Below are 19,151 nucleotides of genomic sequence, written 5' to 3'. Positions count from 1 at the left end.
GGACTGGGCCTGGCGGCGAAACCCGCGCCAACCATGCAGCCGATAGGTCGCCACCCAGCGCCTGACCGTGGAGAACTCCAGGCCGTAGCGACGAGCAACGGCTTTGACCGATGTGGAGGTCTTGCAGGCCTCTTTGGCGACTTGCAGTTTGAAACGCGCGTCGTATCTGTTCATGTATCCCTCGGGGTTGGATCTGATGTCCAACTCCCGGGGGTCACTTCACCATGGGGGCTCGATCGGCGCATCCATGCGCCTCACGGTCCTGGCCAGGGTGCCCCACCGCCGCCAGACAGTTTCCCGCGCGGGCGGCAGCACATCACCGCGCCGAAGGGATTGCGCTTGAAAAGCAAAGAGCCGGGCAATGCCCGGCTCTTTGCTTTTGCTCTTCTTTGCCTTCCGCACCGTGGCGCGGGAAGCCGTCGAGCAGGGTCGGATGGGCCGGCGCAGGACCGTTGGCGCCATGGATGGCGCCATCGAGCCCCCATGGATGGGTTTACGGCGTGTCCTGCGCCGGCCCATCCGGCTCTGCCCCGCGATGATAATCAAGACGCCACGGAGCAACGCTTTCGATTTAGAACTCCGCCGCCACCGTCATGAACAGCTGCCGCGGCGCGCTCGCATGGATCGCATAGCGCGTGCCCTTCGGATCGGTGGGTGCGAACGAGCTCAGCTGGCCGGCGTAGCGCTTGTTGGTCAGGTTGGTCGCATTCAACGACACCCGAACGTTGCGCAGGCCCAGGCCCGGGCCGAAGTCGTAGCCTGCACCGGCGTCGAAGGTGGTCACGCCCGGCACCGACTGGTCGTTGGTGTAGGTGTAGTAGCGCTTGCCGGTGTACTTGGCACGCAGGCTGGCGAAGAAGCCATCGCGGTTCCAGCTGATCTCGCTGGAGGCCATGCGCTGCGGCGTATCCACCGTGATCTTGCCGGCCACCGGCACGATCGCGCCGCCCGAGGTGTAGTCATCCTCGTAGGTGGTCTTGTTCCAGGACAGCGCGTTGTACCACTGCAGGCCGTCGATCGGCTTGAGGATGAAGGTCAGTTCCGCGCCGTGGCTCTTTACCGAACCGACGTTGATGAAGCGCGTCACGCACTCCGGACGCGTGCCGACTTCGATGCTCGAGCACGGGTTCAGCGACAGCAGGCGGTTGTCGAATTTCACGTTGTAGGCGGCGATCGAGGCCTGGTACTTCTCGCCGAAGGTACGGAAGCCGGCTTCCAGGCTCTTAGACTTCTCCGGTTCCAGCCCGGCGCTGGCCGCGAACGATTCCGGCGACACCTGCAGCGGGCCACCGCTGCCGCCACCGACAAAGGCGGCGATGTTCTCGGCGTACGAGGCAAACAGTTCATTGTTGGCGTTGAGCTTGAAACCCAGGCCCACCTGCGGCAGCACCGACTTCTTGGCGGTCAGCGTGCCCGAGGCGATGCGGGTTTCCACGCCCGGCTGGGCGGTGGCGCGCATGCGGGTGTTCGGGCTCTTGATGCCCACGTCCACGGTCAGGCGCTGGTCCAGGAAGCGCATGCGGTCCTGCACGTAGAACTGGCGCGTGCGGATGTCGAAGTCCTGGTTGAACAGCAGGCGGTCCGGGTTCTTCAGGTACAGGTCGTCCAGGAACGGGCCACTGATGTAGTAGAAGTTGCGCGAGACGTTGTGGTCGTTCTGCTCGTACCACAGGCCGGCTTCCAGTTCGTGGATGCCCACCGTCCACGACAGCGCGGCGGTCAGACCATCGCGGTTGATCGTGTAGTTGGTGCTGCGGATCGAAATCGGCAGCATCCTGTCGGTGCCCGGGTAGGACGGCTGGCCCGGTGCCCACCAGTGGCCCTGGCCACGGTTGTCGTGGTGGTAGGCCAGCAGCTTCAGGCGACCCTGCTCGCCCAGGCGCAGGTCGGCATCGACCGAATACAGGTTGTCGTCGCGCAGTGCACGGCTCTGGTAGTACGCATCGTCGATGCTGTTGACGCCGCCGCTGAACCTGCAGCGCGCCTTGTTGTAGGTGCCCGGCGCGCAGTACGCGGCGGCGACGGCGCGATCCCAGTCCGGCGCGTAGATGTTCCAGTCATAGCCCAGGCCGCGGGCCAGCATGTCCTTGGACAGGTAGGCGTAGTTGGCCTGGCTGGCGCGCGAGGTCGCCACGAACGCACCGAAACGGTGGTCGCCGACATTCCACACGGCCTTGGCGTTGAACTGGCGGGTGGTCTGGTTCTGGTACGGCGCCGCCCACATGTCCTGGTCCTGGTGCACGCCGGACACATAGGCCGAGAAGCCGTTGAGGTCGCCGGTATCCACGCGCAGGTAGCCGCGACGCTGGTTGTTGTCACCCACGGTGACGCTGGCGCGGCCACCGAATTCGGTGGACGGGTCCATCGAGAAGTACTGGATGGTGCCGCCCAGGTTGCTGGTCGAAGCCACGCCCAGCGAGCCGATGCCCTGCGACAACTCTGCGCCGGCCAGGTTCTCGGCGATGATCGCGCGGGCAATGCTCAGGCCGTTGTAGTTGCCGTAGCTGTTGTCACCCAGCGGAATGCCATCAAGCGTGTAGCCGAGGCGGCTCTTGTCGAAGCCGCGCAGGCTGATGGTCTGCGATTCTTCGTTGGCGCCGAAGGCGTCGTTGGACTGCACCGACACGCCCGGCAGGCGGTCGAGGATCTTCTGGCCACTGGAGCCCGGCGGCAGCACCTGCTTGTCGACGGCGGTGATGCGCTGTACCTGGCGGGTCTCGCCCTGGCCGATCACGGAGACGGTATCCAGCGTCTGCGCGCTCAGCGCGGCTTCGGTGCTGGTGCCGGTATCGGCGGTGGTGGCGGCATGTGCGCTGGCGGCGGCGAAGAGCGCGATCGCCACGGCGATCGTCAGGTGTCGGGTCTGCATGATGGTCCGTTGCATGGGGGGTGGTCACCGGCACGGGTGCGCGGTGCATGGCCACTATGCGAACGGAACATGAAACCTTCTTTACGAGAAACCAACGAACGACGCAGGCCCCCGTGCGTGTCCTGCAACCCGATAGAAAAAGGGGCCGGATCCCCCTCGCGAACGAAGATTCACCGGCCCCGCGCACTCCGTGGGGGAGGGCTCAACCCATGTACAGGCCACCGTTGACCGGATAGTCGGCACCGGTCACGTACGAGGCTTCATCCGAGGCCAGCCACGCGCACAGGCCGGCCACTTCCTCGGGCCGACCCAGCCGGCGCACCGGCACCGAGGCGGCCAGCCGATCCAGTACATCCGGCGGGAAGCTGCTGATCGCCTGGCTGGCGATGTAGCCTGGCGACAGCGTGTTGACGGTGACCCCGCGCGAGGCCACTTCGGCGGCCAGTGCACGGCTGAAACCGTGCATCGCGGCCTTGGCGGTGGCGTAGTTCACCTGGCCGATCTGGCCCTTGTGGGCGCTGACCGAACCGATGTTGATGATGCGGCCCCAGCCGCGCGTGGCCATGCCATCGACCACCTGCTTGGTCAGGTTGAACAGCGCATTGAGGTTGGAGGCGATCACCGCGTTCCAGTCTTCCACCGTCATCTGCCGGAAAAGAAGGTCGCGGCTGCCGCCGGAGTTGTTGACCAGCACGTCCACCTCACCGACTTCTGCACGGACCTTGGCGAACGCGGCGCTGGTCGAGGCCCAGTCGGTGGCGTTGCCTTCGGAGGCGATGAAGTCGAAGCCCTGTTCGCGCTGCTCGCGCAGCCAGTTGGCCTTGCGCGGCGAGTTGGGCGCGCAGCCGGCGACCACGGTGTGGCCGCTGCGGGCCAGGCTCTGGCAGATGGCAGTACCGACACTGCCCATTCCACTGGTGACGTAAGCGATTCGAAGCGTCATTGCAGAAGGCTCCTTGGCAAAGGGTCAGGCGGCGAGGGGATACAGGCCGAACACCAGGCTGCCGATCATCAGCAGCATCGAAATGGCGATGGCCCACTTCAGGGTGAACTTCTGGTGGTCGGCGAATTCGACCTTGGCCAGGCCCACCAGCAGGTAGGTGGACGGTACCAGCGGGCTGAGCAGGTGCACCGGCTGGCCGGCCAGCGAGGCGCGCGCCATCTCCACCGGGGTGATGCCGTAGTTGCCGGCGGCCTCGGACAGGATCGGCAGCACGCCGAAGTAGAACGCGTCGTTGGACATGAAGAAGGTGAACGGCATCGATGCCACGGCGGTGATCACCGCCAGGTACGGGCCCCACGACTCCGGAATCACCGCCAGGAAGCTGTGTGACATCGCCTCGACCATGCCGGTGTTGTTGAGGATGCCGGTGAAGATGCCCGCGGCGAAGATCAGCGACACCACCGACAGCACGTTGCCGGCGTGGTTGACCACGCGGCGGCGCTGTTCGGCCAGGTTCGGGTAGTTGATCACCAGGGCGATGGCGAAGCCGACCATGAACAGCACCGGCATCGGCAGCACGCCGATGATCAGCGCGGTCATCAGCGCCACGGTCAGGGCCAGGTTGACCCACAGCAGCTTCGGACGCTTGATGTCCTCGGCGTCTTCCACGGTCGGCAGCGGATTGCTGTCATCGGACACGCTGTTGTCCAGCCAGCTGCCGCCCTTGGGCAGGGTCACCACGCCAAGGCGACGGCGTTCCTTCAGGCCCAGGTACCAGGCCAGCAGCAGCACGCCGGCACAGGCGATCACCATCGACGGGATCAGCGGCACGAACACATCGGCCGGGTCCACGTGCAGCGCGGTGGCCGCGCGTGCGGTCGGGCCGCCCCACGGGGTCAGGTTCATCACGCCGCCGGCCAGGATGGTCACGCAGGTCATGTTCAGCGCGTTCATGCCGAGGCGCTGGTACAGCGGCAGCATCGCCGAGACGGTAATCATGTAGGTGGTCGAACCGTCGCCATCGAGCGAGATCAGCATCGCCAGCACTGCGGTGCCGAGCACGATCTTCATCGGATCGCCCTTGACGAAGCGCAGGATCACCCGTACCAGCGGATCGAACAGGCCGGCGTCGATCATCACCCCGAAGTAGAGGATGGCGAACATCAGCATCACGCCGGTCGGCGCGATCTTCTTGATGCCCTCCAGCATCATCTCGTCGATGCCGGCACCGAAGCCGCCGATCAGCGCGAACAGGATGGGGATGGTGATCAGGGCGACGAGCGGCGACAGGCGTTTGCTCATGATCAAGTACATGAACGTAATGACCATGCCAAAGCCGAGGATGCTCAGCATCATCTGCGGACTCCTTGCGAAAACAGGATGTGGGGGAGTGGAAGGGGGGGGCGGTCGGTTTGCCCGGGACAGCTGGCTTAGAAGTCGTACTGCAGGCGGCCGGTGACCGCGCGCGTGCGGTCCACTGTGACCCCGGCCAGGCGGTCGCGATTGCGGCTTTCGATCACGTTGAGCATGAAGCGCAGGTTGTCGCGCAGGTACCAGTTGCCACCCAGCGTCCACGCTTCGGTGCTGCCACGGCGCAGGTCCGGCGCACCATCGAGATGCTGCGCACCCCACATCTGGTCGTAGCGCAGCGCTACTTCGAAGGCACCGGCCTTGTGGCGGATGTCCTTCACCCGCGCAAAGCGGCCGGTCTTGCGGTCGTAGGCACGGCTTTCGCCGGTGACGAACCAGCTGACCATGCCGTAGGCGGCCATCACGTCGCCACGCTGCGCACCGTCATCGAAGGTGGCGCCACTGAACTCGCCCTGCCACGACAACGGGCCGCGCACCTGCGCGTATTCCAGCGACCACTTGTTGACGTCGGTATCGCGGCCGGCGGAGAAGTCGACCAGGGTCAGGCGGCTGTTGTCGGACAGGTGACCGGCCGGGCGCGGGCGGATACGCAGGCCGGGCACGCCGTTGGCCCCCGGGTTGTCGTAGGCCTCGCGGGCCAGCGACAGGCCCAGGTGCAGCACGTCACCGTCGCTGGGCGAGGGCGCCCAGGTGACGCGACCACCCGCCGCGCGGCCCTTCACCTGCCAGGCGTCGATGCTCTCCAGGCTGTAGATGCTGGCCGCCCAGGTGAAGTCACCCGGGTTGGCCTGCCAGGACGCACCCAGGCGGTACAGCGGCGCCAGCGTGGTGCCGGCGTTGCCGCGCTCCAGGAAGCTGCCGTAGTTGGAGCTGGTACGGTCATCCAGCGAGAAGTACTGCTTGAACTGGCCCACGGTCAGCTTGCCGGCCTTGCCGAAGCTGCGCGCCAGGTACACGTCCTTGGCCTCGACGCGGTCGCCGGAGAAGTCGGCTTCCAGCTTGTAGTCGACCACGAAGAACCTGCCGGACACGTCCAGCCAGGCACGACGGATCTCGGTGTCGTCCTTGTTCGGGGTGCCGCGGTTGTCGTTGTCGAAGGTGGCGAAGTCCAGGTGCAGGCGGCCACCGAGAGTGGCGGTGACCGGGCGGTCGTCTTCGGCAGCGAAGGCCGGCGCCGACAGGGCAGCCAGCGCCATCATGGCGGCAGGACGCCGCCAGGCAAACGTGAATTCCACAAACCCTCCCAGGTGCGCGCCAGGCGCGCGGCAATCGTGGGCACCGGACGGTGCGCGGCCGCAGTCTGGGTCGGGCAAGCTGTCATCGTCCTGTCAGCGGTTTGTGCGGTGCAGCGTAAATCCGGCCGCTGCGCTCACTGGGCCACACCCGGCAAGCGCGGCGGCGGCATGCGGTAGCATTCGGTTCCCCTCCCACCCGTGTGCCCATGCGCCTGCTGCTGGTCGAAGACAACCCGGATCTGGCCGATGCGATCATCCGCCGGATGCGCCGCAGCGGGCACGCTGTGGACTGGCAGGCTGATGGCCTGGCCGCCGCCAGCGTGCTGCGCTACCAGAGCTTCGACCTGGTGGTGCTGGACATCGGCCTGCCCAAGCTCGATGGCCTGCGCGTGCTGGCCGGCATGCGCGAGCGCGGTGACAGCACGCCGGTGCTGATGCTGACCGCGCGCGATGGCATCGAGGATCGCGTGCAGGCGCTGGATGTCGGTGCCGACGATTACCTGGGCAAGCCATTCGATTTCCGCGAGTTCGAAGCGCGCTGCCGCGTGCTGCTGCGGCGTGCGCGTGGCCAGGCCAGCGAAGTGGTGCAGATCGGCGGCTTCCAGTTCGACAACGCTGCGCACCGGGTCAGCCTCGACGGCGAACCGATCGAACTGCCCAACCGCGAGTACCGCCTGCTGGAGATCCTGGTCGGGCGCCTCGGCCAAGTGGTCGGCAAGGATGAGATCGGCAACGGCCTGTTCGGTTTCGATGACGAAGCGGGCCCGAATGCCATCGAGTTGTATGTTGGCCGCCTGAGAAAGAAGCTGGCCGGCGCACCGTTGCGCATCACCACGGTGCGCGGTGTCGGCTATCTGCTGGAAGCCAGCGACGCCAGTGCCGACGCCGATGGCTGACATGCGCGCTGCAACGGCCGCGCCGGGCTCGCTGCGGCGCACGCTGCTGCTCTACCTCGGCGTGCTGCTGGCGGTGTTCGCAGTGGCCCTGCTGTTCGCCGCGCGCGATTACGGCCAGCGCGCCGCCAATCGATCCTACGATCACCTGCTGGTGTCCTCGGCGCTGTCCATTGCCGATTCGGTGGCCCTGGTCGATGGCCAGTGGCAGGTCGATCTGCCGTATGCGGCGTTGGACCTGCTGGCGATGGCACCGGAAGACCGCGTGTTCTACAGGGTGGCCGACAACCGCGGCAACCTGATCACCGGCTATGGCGACCTGCCGGCACCGCCGCGCCGGCCCGGTACCCAGCCGCAGCTGTTCGATGCCACCTACAGCGGCGAGACCGTGCGCTTCGTGGTGGTCGGTCGCAGCTTCGCCGCTGCCTCGGCGCAGGGCGAGGTGCAGGTCCAGGTCGGCCAGACCCGGCGTGCGCGCGAAGCGGTCGCGCAGGACATGGTCAATCGCGCATTGCTCGCGATCAGCGTGCTGTCCGGGCTGCTGCTGGCACTGGTGGCGTTCGGCGTGCATCGCGCATTCCGGCCGCTGGTGCGGGTGGAGCGCGAGCTGTCGCGACGGGAGCCGTCCGACCTGAAGCCGCTGGATGCCCGCGTTCCGCGCGAGATGGACCAGATGGTGGCGGCGCTGAACCGCTTCATGGAACGCCTGTCCAGCAGCAACGAGACACTGCGCGCGTTCATGGCCGAGGCTGCGCACCAGATGCGCACGCCGCTGGCTGCATTGCGCGCACAGGCACAGCTGGCGCTGGATGATGACGATCCGGAGGACATGCGGCGCAGCCTGCAGGCGATCGAGCGCAACGCCACCCATATGAGCCGGCTGCTGAACCAGCTGCTCAGCGATGCCAGCGTGATCCATCGTTCGCATCTGCAGCGCTTTGCAGCGGTGGACCTGGCCGAGACCGTGCACCAGGCCTTGCATGAAGCGCTGCCGCAGGCCGGTCCGGCGCCACGCGTGCAGTTGGCGATGACCGCCGAACCGGCACTGGTGCACGGCGATGCGCTGCTGCTGCGCGAGGCGATCAAGAACCTGGTCGACAACGCATTGAAGTACGGCGGTGACGGCGACTTGCAGATTGCCCTTACCGTGGAAGGCGAGCATGCCGTGCTGACCATCGCCGACCACGGCGCAGGCATCGCCCCGGCCGATGCCGAGCGCGTATTCGAGCGTTTCGCCCGTGGCGAAGGCGCGCCATCCGGCGGTGCCGGGCTGGGCCTGGCCATCGTCAAGCGCGTGGTCGACAGCCATGGCGGCCGCATTGACCTGAGCAACCGCCCGCAGGGCGGGCTGGTCGCCACCATCCGCCTGCCCCGGAGCAGTCCATGATCCGCTTGTTCGCGACGACTGTTGCGCTGCTGCTGGCCCTGCCGGTGTTGGCCGCGCCCGGCGATGTGCGCCGTTTTCCCGCACAGGGAGCGGCCACCGCGCAGCTGCGCATCCACGGCACCACCGACATCGAAGTGTTCGCGGTGGTCATCGCCGACTACCAGCGCCTTCATCCCGGCACCGAAGTGGTGTACGAGGACATCATCACCCAGGACCTGTACGCGCGTTACCTGCACGACCGTGGCGGGCCGGCATCACCGGACCTGCTGATCTCCAGCGGCATGGACCTGCAGACCAAGCTGGTCAACGATGGCCATGCGCTGCCGCACCGCTCGGCGCAGACCGCGGCGCTGCCGGCGTGGGCGCAATGGCGCAACGAGGCATTCGGCATCAGCTACGAGCCGGTGGTGATGGTCTACAACACCCGCGCACTGCCGGCAGCGAAGGTGCCGCACACGCGCCGCCAGCTGCTGGACCGGCTGCGTGCTGAAGGTGCACCGCTGCGCGGCAAGGTCGGCACCTATGACATCGAGCGCAGCAGTGTCGGCTACCTGCTGGCGACCCAGGACGCGCAGCGCGGCAGCATTGCCGGCGCGCTGCTGGGCGCGCTCGGCGACAACGACGTGGTGCGCGAGGAGCGTACTGGCGTGCTGCTGGACCAGGTGGCCAGTGGCCAGCTGTCGCTGGTCTACAACGTGCTCGGCTCCTACGCGCAGGCACGTGTCGATGCCGGCGCGCCACTGGCCATCATCGAGCCCGAGGACTACACGCTGGTGGTGCTGCGCACCGCGGTGATCCCGCGCACCGGCCCGCACCCGGAAGAAGCGCGGCGCTTCCTCGATTACCTGCTGTCGCCGCGTGGCCAGCAGGTGCTGTCGCGCGAGGCGCGGCTGATGCCGATCGTGACCGGCAACGCACGCGGTGACGATGCGCCCGGCCGCAGCCGCCGTCCGATCCAGCTCGGCCCGGGCCTGCTGGTGTACCTGGACGCGCTCAAGCGTCGCCAGTTCCTCGATGCCTGGCGCAGCAGCGTCGAGCCGGCCGGGCGCTGAGGCGGCGACCTGCCCGTACAATGGCGGCATGAGCGAATACACCATCCTGATCGCCGATGACCACCCGCTGCTGCGTTCTGCGGTGGTGCAGTCCTTGCGGCAGAGCCTGCCGCTGGCGCAGGTGCGCGAGGTGGCCAGCGCCGAGGCATTGGCAGAGGTGCTGGATGCACAACCGGACGTGGACCTGGTGCTGCTCGACCTGACCATGCCCGGCGCACACGGTTTTTCCGCACTGCTGCACGTGCGCGGCTCGCATCCGGATATCCCGGTGGTGATCCTCTCGTCCAACGACCATCCGCGGGTGATCCGCCGTGCCCAGCAGTTCGGCTCGGCCGGTTTCATCCCGAAGTCGGCCCCGGCCGAGACCATCGGCGAGGCCGTGCAGGCGGTGCTCGACGGCGGCCTGTGGTTCCCGGCAATGGCCGCCGAGCGCTCGGAGGCCGATGCGCTGCTGGCCAGCCGCCTGGCCCAGCTGACCCCGCAGCAGTTCCGCGTGCTGCTCTGCCTGGCCGATGGCCTGCTCAACAAGCAGATCGCCTACACGCTGGGGCTGGCTGAGAACACGGTGAAGGTGCATGTCACCGCCATCCTGAAAAAACTCGAGTGCCATAGCCGCACCCAGGCCGCGGTGCTGGTGAAGGCGCTGGAGCCTGAAGGCGACGCCGGCATCGGGCTGTAGTTTCCAGCCAACGGCATAGCCCCTCGTGGGTAGACACGTAGAGCAGTTCATGGGGGAGGCCGGGCAGGTTCCGTGCGCGTCCACCCACGGAAGAGAAAAGAGGATCAAAAGCAAAGGCAGCCTGGCAGGCCGCTTTTTGTAGAGCCGAGCCCACGCTCGGCTGCTTTCTGGCTGGTCGGTGAAGCCGAGCATGGGCTCGGCTCTACACAAGCAAGCGCAGCGCGCGACTCGCTTTTGATCTTATTTTCTTCTCCGCGGGTGGACGCGCACGGCACGTGTCCGTGGCCGGGTAGATGGGCTGCGCCGTTGGCTGGAAACTACCCGCGATGCCGGATCAACAACTGACTCATCAGCGCCCGCAGCGCAGGCGGCTTTACCGGCTTGGCCATCATTCCCCAGCCGCGCTCGGCGGCCATCTCACGCAATCCCGCATCGCGCTCTGCAGTGACCAGCACCACCGGCGGGCGTGCCTGCCACAACTCCGCCAGCGTCTCGTACAGCACCGGCCCGTGGTGATCGCCCATGCGCACATCCAGCAGCACCAGCTCCGGAACCGTCTCGGCACTGGCCAACTGCAGCGCCGCCGGTGGCCCATCGGCCAGCGCCACCTCGCAGCCCCAGCGCTCCAGCAGCGCACGGCTGGCCGCACACACGTGCGGATCGTCGTCGATCACCCACACCCGACGCCCACGCAGCGGGTTGTCCGCGCCCGGTTCCTGCGCCAGTACCGGCGCAGGCGCGGTGGCCGGAATCGCGCTGGCTTCGCCGAACGGTACGCCTACCGCGAACACGCTGCCCCGGCCCAGCTGCGAGCGCAGCCGGATCGGATGGCCGAGGAGGCGGCCGATGCGGTCGACAATGGCCAGGCCAAGGCCGGCGCCGCGCTGCTGGCCGTCGTGCAGGCGTCGGAACTCCTCGAAGATCTCGCCCTGCAACGCGTCGGGAATACCCGGGCCCTGGTCGTGCACTTCGATCCACAGCAGTCCTTCACGGCGGCGGCAGCCAAGCAGCACGCGGCCGCGCTCGCTGTAGCGCAGTGCATTGGACAGGAAATTCTGCAGGATGCGGCGCAGCAGCGCTTCGTCGCTGACCACCACGGCATGGGTATCGACCCAGTCCACCACCAGCCCGCGTGACTGCGCGGCGATGCCGAACTCGCGCGCCAGCGTCTGCAGCAGGGGGCCCAGCCGGAACGCCTGTACGCGGGTGGGCAGGCTGCCTGATTCCAGCCGCGCGATATCCAGCAGGCTGTTGAGGATCGCGTCCTGCGCCGCCAGCGCGGCATCGATATGATCGGCAGTCTGCTGCTGCGCCGGGTCGCCCAGCTTGCCGCGCAGCACTGAGACGAACATGCGCGCAGCGTTGAGCGGCTGCAGCAGGTCGTGCACCGCCGAGGCGACGAAGCGGGTCTTGTAGCGGTTGGCCTGCTCGGCCTCGCGCCGCGCCTCGTCCAGGTCGCGGGTGCGTTCGGCGATGCGGTGTTCCAGCGCATCGGCCAGCGAGCGTAGTTCGCGCGCAGCGTTCTTGTAGCTGGTGATGTCCGCATAGCTGGTGACGAAGCCGCCGTCGGGCAGCGGATTGCCGCGGATCTCCAGCACCGTGCCGTCGTCCTTTTCGCTCTCGCGCATGTGCGGGCGGCCACTGCGCAGGTGGTTCAGGCGGCGCTCGATGGCCTCGTCCACCGGGCCGGGACCGAGCAGGCCACGACGGGCATTGAAACGGAACAGTTCCTCGATCGGCCGGCCCACGCGCACCAGGTCTGCCGGGAACCGGAACAGTTCCAGATAGCGCGAATTCCACGCGACCAGGCGCAGGTCGCGGTCGATCACCACCACACCCTGCGGCAGGTGTTCGAGGCTGCGGCTGAGACCACTGTCGGCGTCGGTGGCGGCCTGCAGCAGGCCATCCTGTGCGGTGCGCAGCTCCTGTGCGTGCTGCTTGAGCAGGGTTTCCAGTTCGCGGCGGCTGCGCAGGCGATGCTTGGCCAGGCGCCTGCGCTGCTGCACGAACAGCACCAGGAAGCCCAAGGCCAGCCACGCGGCACCGCCGGTCAGGGCGGCCGCGCGACCTGCTGCAGTAGCGGCGCCGGCGTCGTGCAGCAGGTGCAGGTTCCAGCCTTCGGCGGGCAGCGCCAGGCTTTGCCACAGCATCGGCTGCGGCAGCGCAGGATCCAGCAGCCGCACCATGCGGCCGCCATCGGACAGCACGTCTTCGGTACGTGCACGCAAGGGCTGCAGGGCACGGTCGGCGTACTGACGGGCATCGAGCATTTCGCGGCGCTCACCGGCACGTAGCGGACGCAGCAGCCGGTAGCGCCAGCTGTCCCGGTTGGCCAGGAACACGACGTCATGGTCGTCGCTGGCCAGCACCACGTCCGGGCTGCTCAACCATTCCTGTTCCAGCGCGGACAGCTCGACCTTGATCACCACCACGCCGAGCCGCTTGCCGTCATCCTCGATGGCCTGCGAAAGGTAATAGCCGGGCACCCCGGTGGTCATGCCGATGCCGTAGAAGCGACCACGGCCCTGCGCCAGCGCTTGGCGGTAGTAGGGGCGGTAGCTGTAGTTCTCGCCGACGTTGCTGGTCGGTTGGTCCCAGTTGCTGGCCGCCACCGCCACACCATCGTGGCCGACCAGGGTCAGGGTCGAGGCCCGGGTGACTTCATTGGCACGTTGCAGCTTGAGGTTCAGTCGCTGCCGTTCGCCGGGCGAGGGCGGCACACGCAGTGCGTGCAGCAGATCCGGATCCAGCGCCATGACCTGCGGCAAGGTGCCGAAGCGGTCGATGCGCTGTTGCAGGCCCTGGCCATACAGTTGCAGCTGGCGTTGCACCTGGCTGCTTTCGTCGCCGAGCGCGCGCCGCCAGGCGTAATGGCCAGCGGCGACCGCGCACAGCACGGTGCCACCGACCATCACCAGGATGGTCAGCAACAGCATCCGGTGGCGGCTGAGCCAATACATGGCGGCAGTCTACGCAGGGCCGGCGGGCGTGGCGTGCACGCCCGCCGGGGTCTGACGTGGAAGGGGTCAGAAGTGCATCTGCGCGCGCAGTTCGAAGATCTCCGGCGTGCTGTGCACGCCACGACGGCTGGCGTCGACCTTCACGTAGTTGGCCTGGAACTTGAAGTGGCTGGTCAGGTACCAGTTCGCACCCAACGTCAGGTCGTGCTGGCGGCCACCCAGGATGTCACCATCGTCGAGGTCCAGGCGGCTGTAACGCGCCACCAGTTCGACCGCACCGTAGTTGTGAGCCGGCTTGATGTTGGCCACCGCGCCGGCGTTGTACGGCCGCGATTCGCCGGTCAGCACCCAGCTGGCCATCGCGTACTGGCCGCTGCCGGTGAAGTCGGGCTTGCCGTCATGGCGGGTGACCGTGGCGCGCAGCGCTTCGGCCTGCAGCGAGAACGGGCCGCGGATCCAGATGCCTTCCAGGCCGGTGCGGCGGATCTGGTCGGCAGTGACCAGCGCGCCGGAATCGACGTAGCGGATGTCGGTCAGGCCGGCTTCCGGGCGCGCGCGCAGGCGCGCGCTGGCCTCGTGGTGCACGTCGCGGCCATCGCTGTAGCCGCGTGGGTTCTCCTGCGAGTAGGCCAGGCCCAGGTGGATAACGTCACCCGGTGCCTTCACCGGCGTCCACACCGCACGCACCGCCTGGGTGGTGCCGGGGTTGTCGCCCTGCAGGTCCTTGCCGCCATAGGCGCCTGCCTGCAGCAGGTACTGCGGGCGCTCCAGCACCCATTCCACACCGGTACGGCGGCCTTCGTAGAAGGCCTGCACCGGCAGCGAGGTTTCCAGGAAACTGCCGGCACGCGAAGAGGTGTTCGCATCCAGGCCGACCGGCGTCTTCATGTAGCCGAAGCGGAAGCGGCCGACGTCACGGCCGAAGAAGGCCTTGCTCTCGAAGCGCACGAACACGTCCAGCCAGGTATCGGCCTGGAAGTCGTAGTAGACCATCGCGTCGTACACGCCCTTCTTCTTCAGCGTCGCACCGAATTCCTTGCGGCGCATGGCGTCGTCGTCCTCGAGGCCACTGGCCGAGGAAAAGTCGTTGTAGTCGTAGGCGATGTTGGCGGTAGCGGCCAACTCGGTGCCATCGCCGAAGGTGTACTTTGTCGGCCAGTTGTCGAAATCGGCAGCCGAAGCGAAGGCGGGAAGGGCGGCCAGCGACAGGGCCAGCAAGGTGGGATTCGGGCGCATGTAGGGTGCGGCTCTCTCAGATTGCGTGTGGACAGGACATCAACGGCCGCAGGGGCCGAAACTTTCGCAGGGACATGCCCAGCCGTTCAGCCCGGGCCACCGGCCTTCCCGTTTCCGGGCGGTGCGGCGCCAGTGTAGGCACCTGTGCCACCTGAACCGGGGGGCTAGTACCAATAGGTTATCTGCGCCGGCGTGCCTGGCGCGTACAAAGGCGTCCATTGGTCGCACCCCCTGTGCGTGCAGTACAGGGCCTGCGATCAGTTTCCACGGTAACGGCTCCCGTGCAGTCCCGGGGCCGTACGTGCCTGAAAACGCCCCTTCCGGAGTCCGCCATGCACATCCCGACCGCAGCACCGGTGCCTGCAAAGCCGTTGCCGATCTATCGCCAGCTGTACTTCCAGGTGATCGTGGCGATCGTCCTGGGTGCCATCCTCGGCCATTACGAGCCACTGGTCGGCGAGAAGATGAAGCCGCTCGGCGATGCCTTCATCAACCTGGTGAAGATGATCATCGCGCCGGTGATCTTCCTCACCATCGTCACCGGCATCGCCAGCATGACCCACCTGCGCACGGTGGGCCGGGTGTTCGCCAAGGCGATGGCGTACTTCCTGTTCTTCTCCACGCTGGCGCTGATTGTCGGCATGATCGTGGCGCACGTGGTACAGCCCGGCGCGGGCATGAACATCAACCCGGCCGAGCTGGACCAGACCGCAGTGCACAGCTACGTCGAGAAGTCGCATGACCTGACCCTGGTCGGCTTCCTGATGGACATCATCCCGAAGACACTGATCAGCGCGTTCGTCGATGGCAACATCCTGCAGGTGCTGTTCGTGGCCGTGCTGTTCGGCATCGCGCTGGCATCAGTGGGCGAGAAGGGCAAGCCGATCGTGAACTTCCTGGAGGCGCTGGTCGCCCCGGTGTTCAAGCTGGTGCACATCCTGATGAAGGCCGCCCCGATCGGTGCCTTCGGTGCGATCGCCTTCACCATCGGCAAGTACGGCGTCGGCTCGCTGATCAACCTCGCCTGGCTGGTGGGCTCGTTCTACCTCACCGCGTTCCTGTTCGTGGCGGTGATCCTCGGTGTGGTCTGCCGCCTGTGCGGCTTCTCGGTGTTCAAGCTGGCGCGCTACCTGAAGGCCGAACTGCTGCTGGTGCTCGGCACCTCCTCGTCGGAGTCGGCGCTGCCGTCGCTGATGGAGAAGATGGAACGCGCCGGCTGCAGCAAGTCGGTGGTGGGCCTGGTGGTCCCGACCGGCTACTCGTTCAACCTGGACGGCACCAACATCTACATGACCCTGGCGGCACTGTTCATCGCCCAGGCCACCAACACCGAACTGACCCTGGGCCACCAGATCGCCCTGCTGCTGGTCGCCATGCTCAGCTCCAAGGGCGCGGCCGGTGTCACCGGCGCCGGTTTCATCACCCTGGCCGCCACCCTGGCCGTGGTGCCGGAGGTGCCGGTGGCTGGCATGGCGCTGATCCTGGGCGTGGACCGCTTCATGAGCGAATGCCGCTCGCTGACCAATTTCATCGGCAATGCGGTGGCCACCGTGGTGGTCTCGCGCTGGGAAGGCGCGCTGGACCGCAACCGCCTGCAGCTGGCGCTGGATGGCCGCGAGAGCGAACTGCCGCCGCCGGTCGATGCGCTGCCCGAGGCGCTGCCGGCCAAGGGCTGATCCAGGTGTGTGGTACCGCGGGGCCGATCACGTCAGTGGTACGGCCCCGCGGCGTTTCAGGGCGTCCCATGGCTGTCATGGGCAGCGCCGAAGCTGGTATCGCGGTACCGTCGCATACGGCACGGAATTGTGCGGTCGCAGCATGCTTGCGACAGGATAGCGACAGGTCCGGACGCTCCAACGGGGGTATCATCCCCTGTCCCTTCTGCCCATTCATGTAACCCACATCGATGTCCAACGAAGATTTCAAACAGGCCGCCCTCGATTACCACCGGATGTCCCCGCCGGGAAAGATCAAGGTTTCCGCTACCAAGCCCATGCTGACCCAGCGCGACCTGTCGCTGGCGTATTCGCCGGGCGTGGCGTACGCCTGTGAAGCGATCAAGGCCGACCCGCAGCAGGCCAGCGAGCTGACCGCCCGCGGCAACCTGGTGGCGGTGATCTCCAACGGCACCGCGGTGCTGGGCCTGGGCAACATCGGCGCGCTGGCCGGCAAGCCGGTGATGGAAGGCAAGGGCGTGCTGTTCCAGAAGTTCGCCGGCATCGATGTGTTCGACATCGAAGTGGATGAGACCGACCCGGACAAGCTGGTCGACATCATCGCCTCGCTGGAACCGACCTTCGGCGGCATCAACCTGGAGGACATCAAGGCGCCGGAATGCTTCGTGGTCGAGCGCAAGCTGCGCGAGCGCATGAAGATCCCGGTGTTCCATGACGACCAGCATGGCACGGCGATCATCGTCGGCGCGGCCGTGCTCAACGCGATGGCGATCACCGGCAAGAAGATCGAGGAAGTGAAGCTGGCGACCACGGGCATGGGCGCGGCCGGCATTTCCTGCGTGAACATGCTGGTGCAGCTGGGCCTGAAGCCGGAGAACATCCTGGCCTTCGATCGCGAGGGCGTGATCCATACCGGTCGTACCGACCTGGACCCGGAAAAGCAGCGCTATGCGCGTGACACCGACAAGCGCACCCTGGCCGAGATCGTCGACGGCGCGGACATCTTCCTGGGCCTGTCGGCACCGGGCATCCTGACCGCCGACATGGTCAAGACCATGGCGCCGGATCCGGTGATCTTCGCGCTGGCCAACCCGACCCCGGAAATCATGCCGGAGGTGGCGCGCGCTGCGCGTCCGGACGCGATCATCGGCACCGGCCGTTCGGACTACCCGAACCAGGTCAACAACGTGCTGTGCTTCCCGTATCTGTTCCGTGGTGCGCTGGACGTGGGTGCGACCGCGATCAACGAGGAAATGAAGATCGCCTGCGTGCGTGCCATCGCTGCACTGGCACGCCGTGCAGCCACCGACATGGGCTCGGCCTACGGCGGCGAGACCCCGAGCTTCGGCCGTGAATACCTGATCCCGCGCCCGTTCGACCGCCGCCTGCTGGTGGAACTGTCGGCCGCCGTGGCCCAGGCCGCGATGGACTCGGGCGTGGCCTCGCGCCCGATCGAGGACATGGGCGCCTACCGCGACAAGCTGGCCCAGTTCGTCTACCGCACCAGCCTGATGATGAAGCCGGTGTACGACCGCGCGCGCAGCGACAAGCAGCGCGTGGTGTACGCCGAGGGCGAAGAGGAAGTGGTGCTGCAGGCGGTGCAGAACGTGGTCGATGACGGCCTGGCGCATCCGATCCTGATCGGCCGCCCGGAAGTGATCGAGTCGCGCATCGAGCGCCTCGGCCTGCGCCTGAAGATCGGCGAGAACGTTGAAGTCACCAACATCAACGACGACCCGCGTTTCAACGAATACTGGCAGTACTACCACGGCCTGACCGGCCGTCGTGGCGTGACCGTGGCCGCGGCGAAGAACCTGATGCGGTCGCGCCCGACCCTGATCGCAGCGGTGATGGTCGCCCGTGGCGAAGCCGATGCGATGCTGACCGGCATCGTCGGCCGCTTCCACAAGAAGCTGGGCTACGTGCGCAGCGTGCTGCCGCTAGAGCCGAAGGTCACCTCGACCTCGGCGATGACCGGCGTGATCAACCAGCAGGGCGTGTTCTTCTTCGTCGATACCCATGTGCAGGAAGATCCGACCGCCGAGCAGCTGTGCGAGGCGACCCTGCAGGCGGCCTATCGCATGAAGCTGTTCGGCATCGAGCCGAAGGTGGCGCTGCTGTCGCACTCCAACTTCGGCAGCCATGATTCGAAGGATGCGCTGAAGATGCGCCAGGTGCGCGAGCTGCTGCTCAAGCGCAACCCGCGCCTGAACGTGGATGGCGAAATGCAGGGCGACACCGCATGGGATGAAGCGCTGCGCCAGAAGCTGCTGCCGGGCTCGACCCTGCAGGGCCGCGCCAACCTGTTCGTGCTGCCGAACCTGGAAGCGGCCAACATCGCCTACAACCTGGTGCGCGTGTTCACCGACGGCGTGGCGATCGGCCCGATCCTGATGGGCGTGAACAAGCCGGTGCACATCCTGACCACCAGCGCGACCTCGCGCCGGATCCTGAACATGACCGCCATTGCGGCGGTCGATGCGCAGATCCGCAAGCAGATCGAAGCGGAGAAGAAGGCGTAAGCCTTCGCTCCGCTGCGATCTGCAGAAACGCGCCCTTCGGGGCGCGTTTCGTTTCCGCCCAGCGGAAACCGGATCGGGTAGCGCCGGGCCATGCCCGGCGAGCGCGCAGCGCGGCGCTTCTCGCATTCCGCCGGGCATGGCCCGGCGCTACCCGGTGAATTGCAGTCCGGCGGTCATTTCCCTGCAACGCCGCTGCGGCCCAATACGCCCACGCGGCCCGGCCGTGGGAAGGGACCGGACCGGCCTTCCCACCCTGGGCCCGACCAACTTCCCATCGGCGAGGGTGTCATGCGCAATCGAGTGACGCGGCGGTACTTCCAGCAGCTGT

13 protein-coding genes are annotated in these 19,151 nt (G+C 67.0%); 6 read left to right on the top strand and 7 right to left on the bottom strand.

Annotation, left to right across the window (positions count from 1 at the left end; all coding sequences use genetic code 11):
- The 5 genes from AC5P5V_RS16080 to AC5P5V_RS16060 form a co-directional block, all read right to left on the bottom strand.
- A partial coding sequence (locus AC5P5V_RS16080) for a transposase (protein WP_495215952.1) occupies nt 1-174 on the bottom strand: 174 nt, incomplete at its 3' end.
- A gap of 397 nt (nt 175-571) precedes the next feature.
- Nucleotides 572-2,869, bottom strand: a complete 2,298-nt coding sequence (locus tag AC5P5V_RS16075) for a TonB-dependent receptor (protein WP_134968459.1) — start codon at nt 2,867-2,869, stop codon at nt 572-574.
- Nucleotides 2,870-3,071: 202 nt separating this feature from the next.
- Nucleotides 3,072-3,812, bottom strand: a complete 741-nt coding sequence (gene phbB / locus AC5P5V_RS16070; protein ID WP_005419193.1) for an acetoacetyl-CoA reductase — start codon at nt 3,810-3,812, stop codon at nt 3,072-3,074.
- A 24-nt stretch (nt 3,813-3,836) separates the two neighbouring features.
- Complete coding sequence (locus tag AC5P5V_RS16065) at nt 3,837-5,165, bottom strand: CitMHS family transporter (protein WP_134968458.1); 1,329 nt, start codon at nt 5,163-5,165, stop codon at nt 3,837-3,839.
- A gap of 77 nt (nt 5,166-5,242) precedes the next feature.
- The gene (locus AC5P5V_RS16060; RefSeq protein WP_134968457.1) at nt 5,243-6,382 is read right to left on the bottom strand and encodes an OprO/OprP family phosphate-selective porin; all 1,140 of its coding nucleotides are present in this window, start codon (nt 6,380-6,382) and stop codon (nt 5,243-5,245) included.
- Nucleotides 6,383-6,624: 242 nt separating this feature from the next.
- Here AC5P5V_RS16060 and AC5P5V_RS16055 point away from each other — a divergent pair, with 242 nt between their 5' ends.
- From AC5P5V_RS16055 to AC5P5V_RS16040, 4 genes are read left to right on the top strand one after another with little or no spacing between them, the layout of a single operon-like run.
- A complete protein-coding gene (locus AC5P5V_RS16055; protein ID WP_014038433.1) occupies nt 6,625-7,314 on the top strand; it encodes a response regulator transcription factor in 690 nt (229 codons plus the stop codon).
- On the top strand, nt 7,307-8,698 hold the full coding sequence (locus tag AC5P5V_RS16050; protein WP_134968456.1) for a sensor histidine kinase: 1,392 nt from the start codon (nt 7,307-7,309) through the stop codon (nt 8,696-8,698). Before AC5P5V_RS16055 ends, AC5P5V_RS16050 begins: the two co-directional genes overlap by 8 nt.
- On the top strand, nt 8,695-9,750 hold the full coding sequence (locus AC5P5V_RS16045) for an ABC transporter substrate-binding protein (RefSeq protein ID WP_069139221.1): 1,056 nt from the start codon (nt 8,695-8,697) through the stop codon (nt 9,748-9,750). Before AC5P5V_RS16050 ends, AC5P5V_RS16045 begins: the two co-directional genes overlap by 4 nt.
- Nucleotides 9,751-9,778: 28 nt before the next feature.
- The gene (locus AC5P5V_RS16040; protein WP_134968455.1) at nt 9,779-10,429 is read left to right on the top strand and encodes a response regulator; all 651 of its coding nucleotides are present in this window, start codon (nt 9,779-9,781) and stop codon (nt 10,427-10,429) included.
- Nucleotides 10,430-10,746: 317 nt separating this feature from the next.
- On the opposite strand, the gene AC5P5V_RS16035 is transcribed toward AC5P5V_RS16040, so the two are convergent.
- Together AC5P5V_RS16035 and AC5P5V_RS16030 are read right to left on the bottom strand one after the other, a co-directional pair.
- The gene (locus tag AC5P5V_RS16035; RefSeq protein ID WP_231352289.1) at nt 10,747-13,389 is read right to left on the bottom strand and encodes a hybrid sensor histidine kinase/response regulator; all 2,643 of its coding nucleotides are present in this window, start codon (nt 13,387-13,389) and stop codon (nt 10,747-10,749) included.
- Between the two features lie 66 nt (nt 13,390-13,455).
- Complete coding sequence (locus AC5P5V_RS16030; RefSeq protein ID WP_134968454.1) at nt 13,456-14,625, bottom strand: OprO/OprP family phosphate-selective porin; 1,170 nt, start codon at nt 14,623-14,625, stop codon at nt 13,456-13,458.
- Between the two features lie 332 nt (nt 14,626-14,957).
- On the opposite strand from AC5P5V_RS16030, the gene AC5P5V_RS16025 reads away from it, so the two are divergent.
- Nucleotides 14,958-16,301, top strand: coding sequence for a dicarboxylate/amino acid:cation symporter (locus AC5P5V_RS16025; protein ID WP_061479575.1), 1,344 nt, complete (start codon nt 14,958-14,960; stop codon nt 16,299-16,301).
- Nucleotides 16,302-16,531: 230 nt separating this feature from the next.
- Nucleotides 16,532-18,823, top strand: a complete 2,292-nt coding sequence (locus AC5P5V_RS16020; RefSeq protein WP_061479574.1) for an NADP-dependent malic enzyme — start codon at nt 16,532-16,534, stop codon at nt 18,821-18,823.
- Nucleotides 18,824-19,151 lie beyond the last annotated feature (328 nt).

The sequence above is a fragment of the Stenotrophomonas sp. YJH_SMC_130 genome, from assembly GCF_059369035.1.
Note: the sequence above shows the minus strand (reverse complement) of the source record. Positions and strands in the feature narration are given on the sequence as shown.

Bases quoted from the DNA above. Each gene is read 5' to 3' on its own strand.
- AC5P5V_RS16050 (WP_134968456.1), top strand. From the start codon at position 7,307: ATGGCTGACATGCGCGCTGCAACGGCCGCGCCGGGCTCGCTGCGGCGC.
- AC5P5V_RS16075 (WP_134968459.1), bottom strand. From the start codon at position 2,869: ATGCAGACCCGACACCTGACGATCGCCGTGGCGATCGCGCTCTTCGCC.
- AC5P5V_RS16045 (WP_069139221.1), top strand. From the start codon at position 8,695: ATGATCCGCTTGTTCGCGACGACTGTTGCGCTGCTGCTGGCCCTGCCG.
- AC5P5V_RS16040 (WP_134968455.1), top strand. From the start codon at position 9,779: ATGAGCGAATACACCATCCTGATCGCCGATGACCACCCGCTGCTGCGT.
- AC5P5V_RS16035 (WP_231352289.1), bottom strand. From the start codon at position 13,389: ATGTATTGGCTCAGCCGCCACCGGATGCTGTTGCTGACCATCCTGGTG.
- AC5P5V_RS16065 (WP_134968458.1), bottom strand. From the start codon at position 5,165: ATGCTGAGCATCCTCGGCTTTGGCATGGTCATTACGTTCATGTACTTG.
- AC5P5V_RS16025 (WP_061479575.1), top strand. From the start codon at position 14,958: ATGCACATCCCGACCGCAGCACCGGTGCCTGCAAAGCCGTTGCCGATC.
- AC5P5V_RS16055 (WP_014038433.1), top strand. From the start codon at position 6,625: ATGCGCCTGCTGCTGGTCGAAGACAACCCGGATCTGGCCGATGCGATC.
- AC5P5V_RS16060 (WP_134968457.1), bottom strand. From the start codon at position 6,382: ATGATGGCGCTGGCTGCCCTGTCGGCGCCGGCCTTCGCTGCCGAAGAC.
- phbB (WP_005419193.1), bottom strand. From the start codon at position 3,812: ATGACGCTTCGAATCGCTTACGTCACCAGTGGAATGGGCAGTGTCGGT.
- AC5P5V_RS16030 (WP_134968454.1), bottom strand. From the start codon at position 14,625: ATGCGCCCGAATCCCACCTTGCTGGCCCTGTCGCTGGCCGCCCTTCCC.
- AC5P5V_RS16020 (WP_061479574.1), top strand. From the start codon at position 16,532: ATGTCCAACGAAGATTTCAAACAGGCCGCCCTCGATTACCACCGGATG.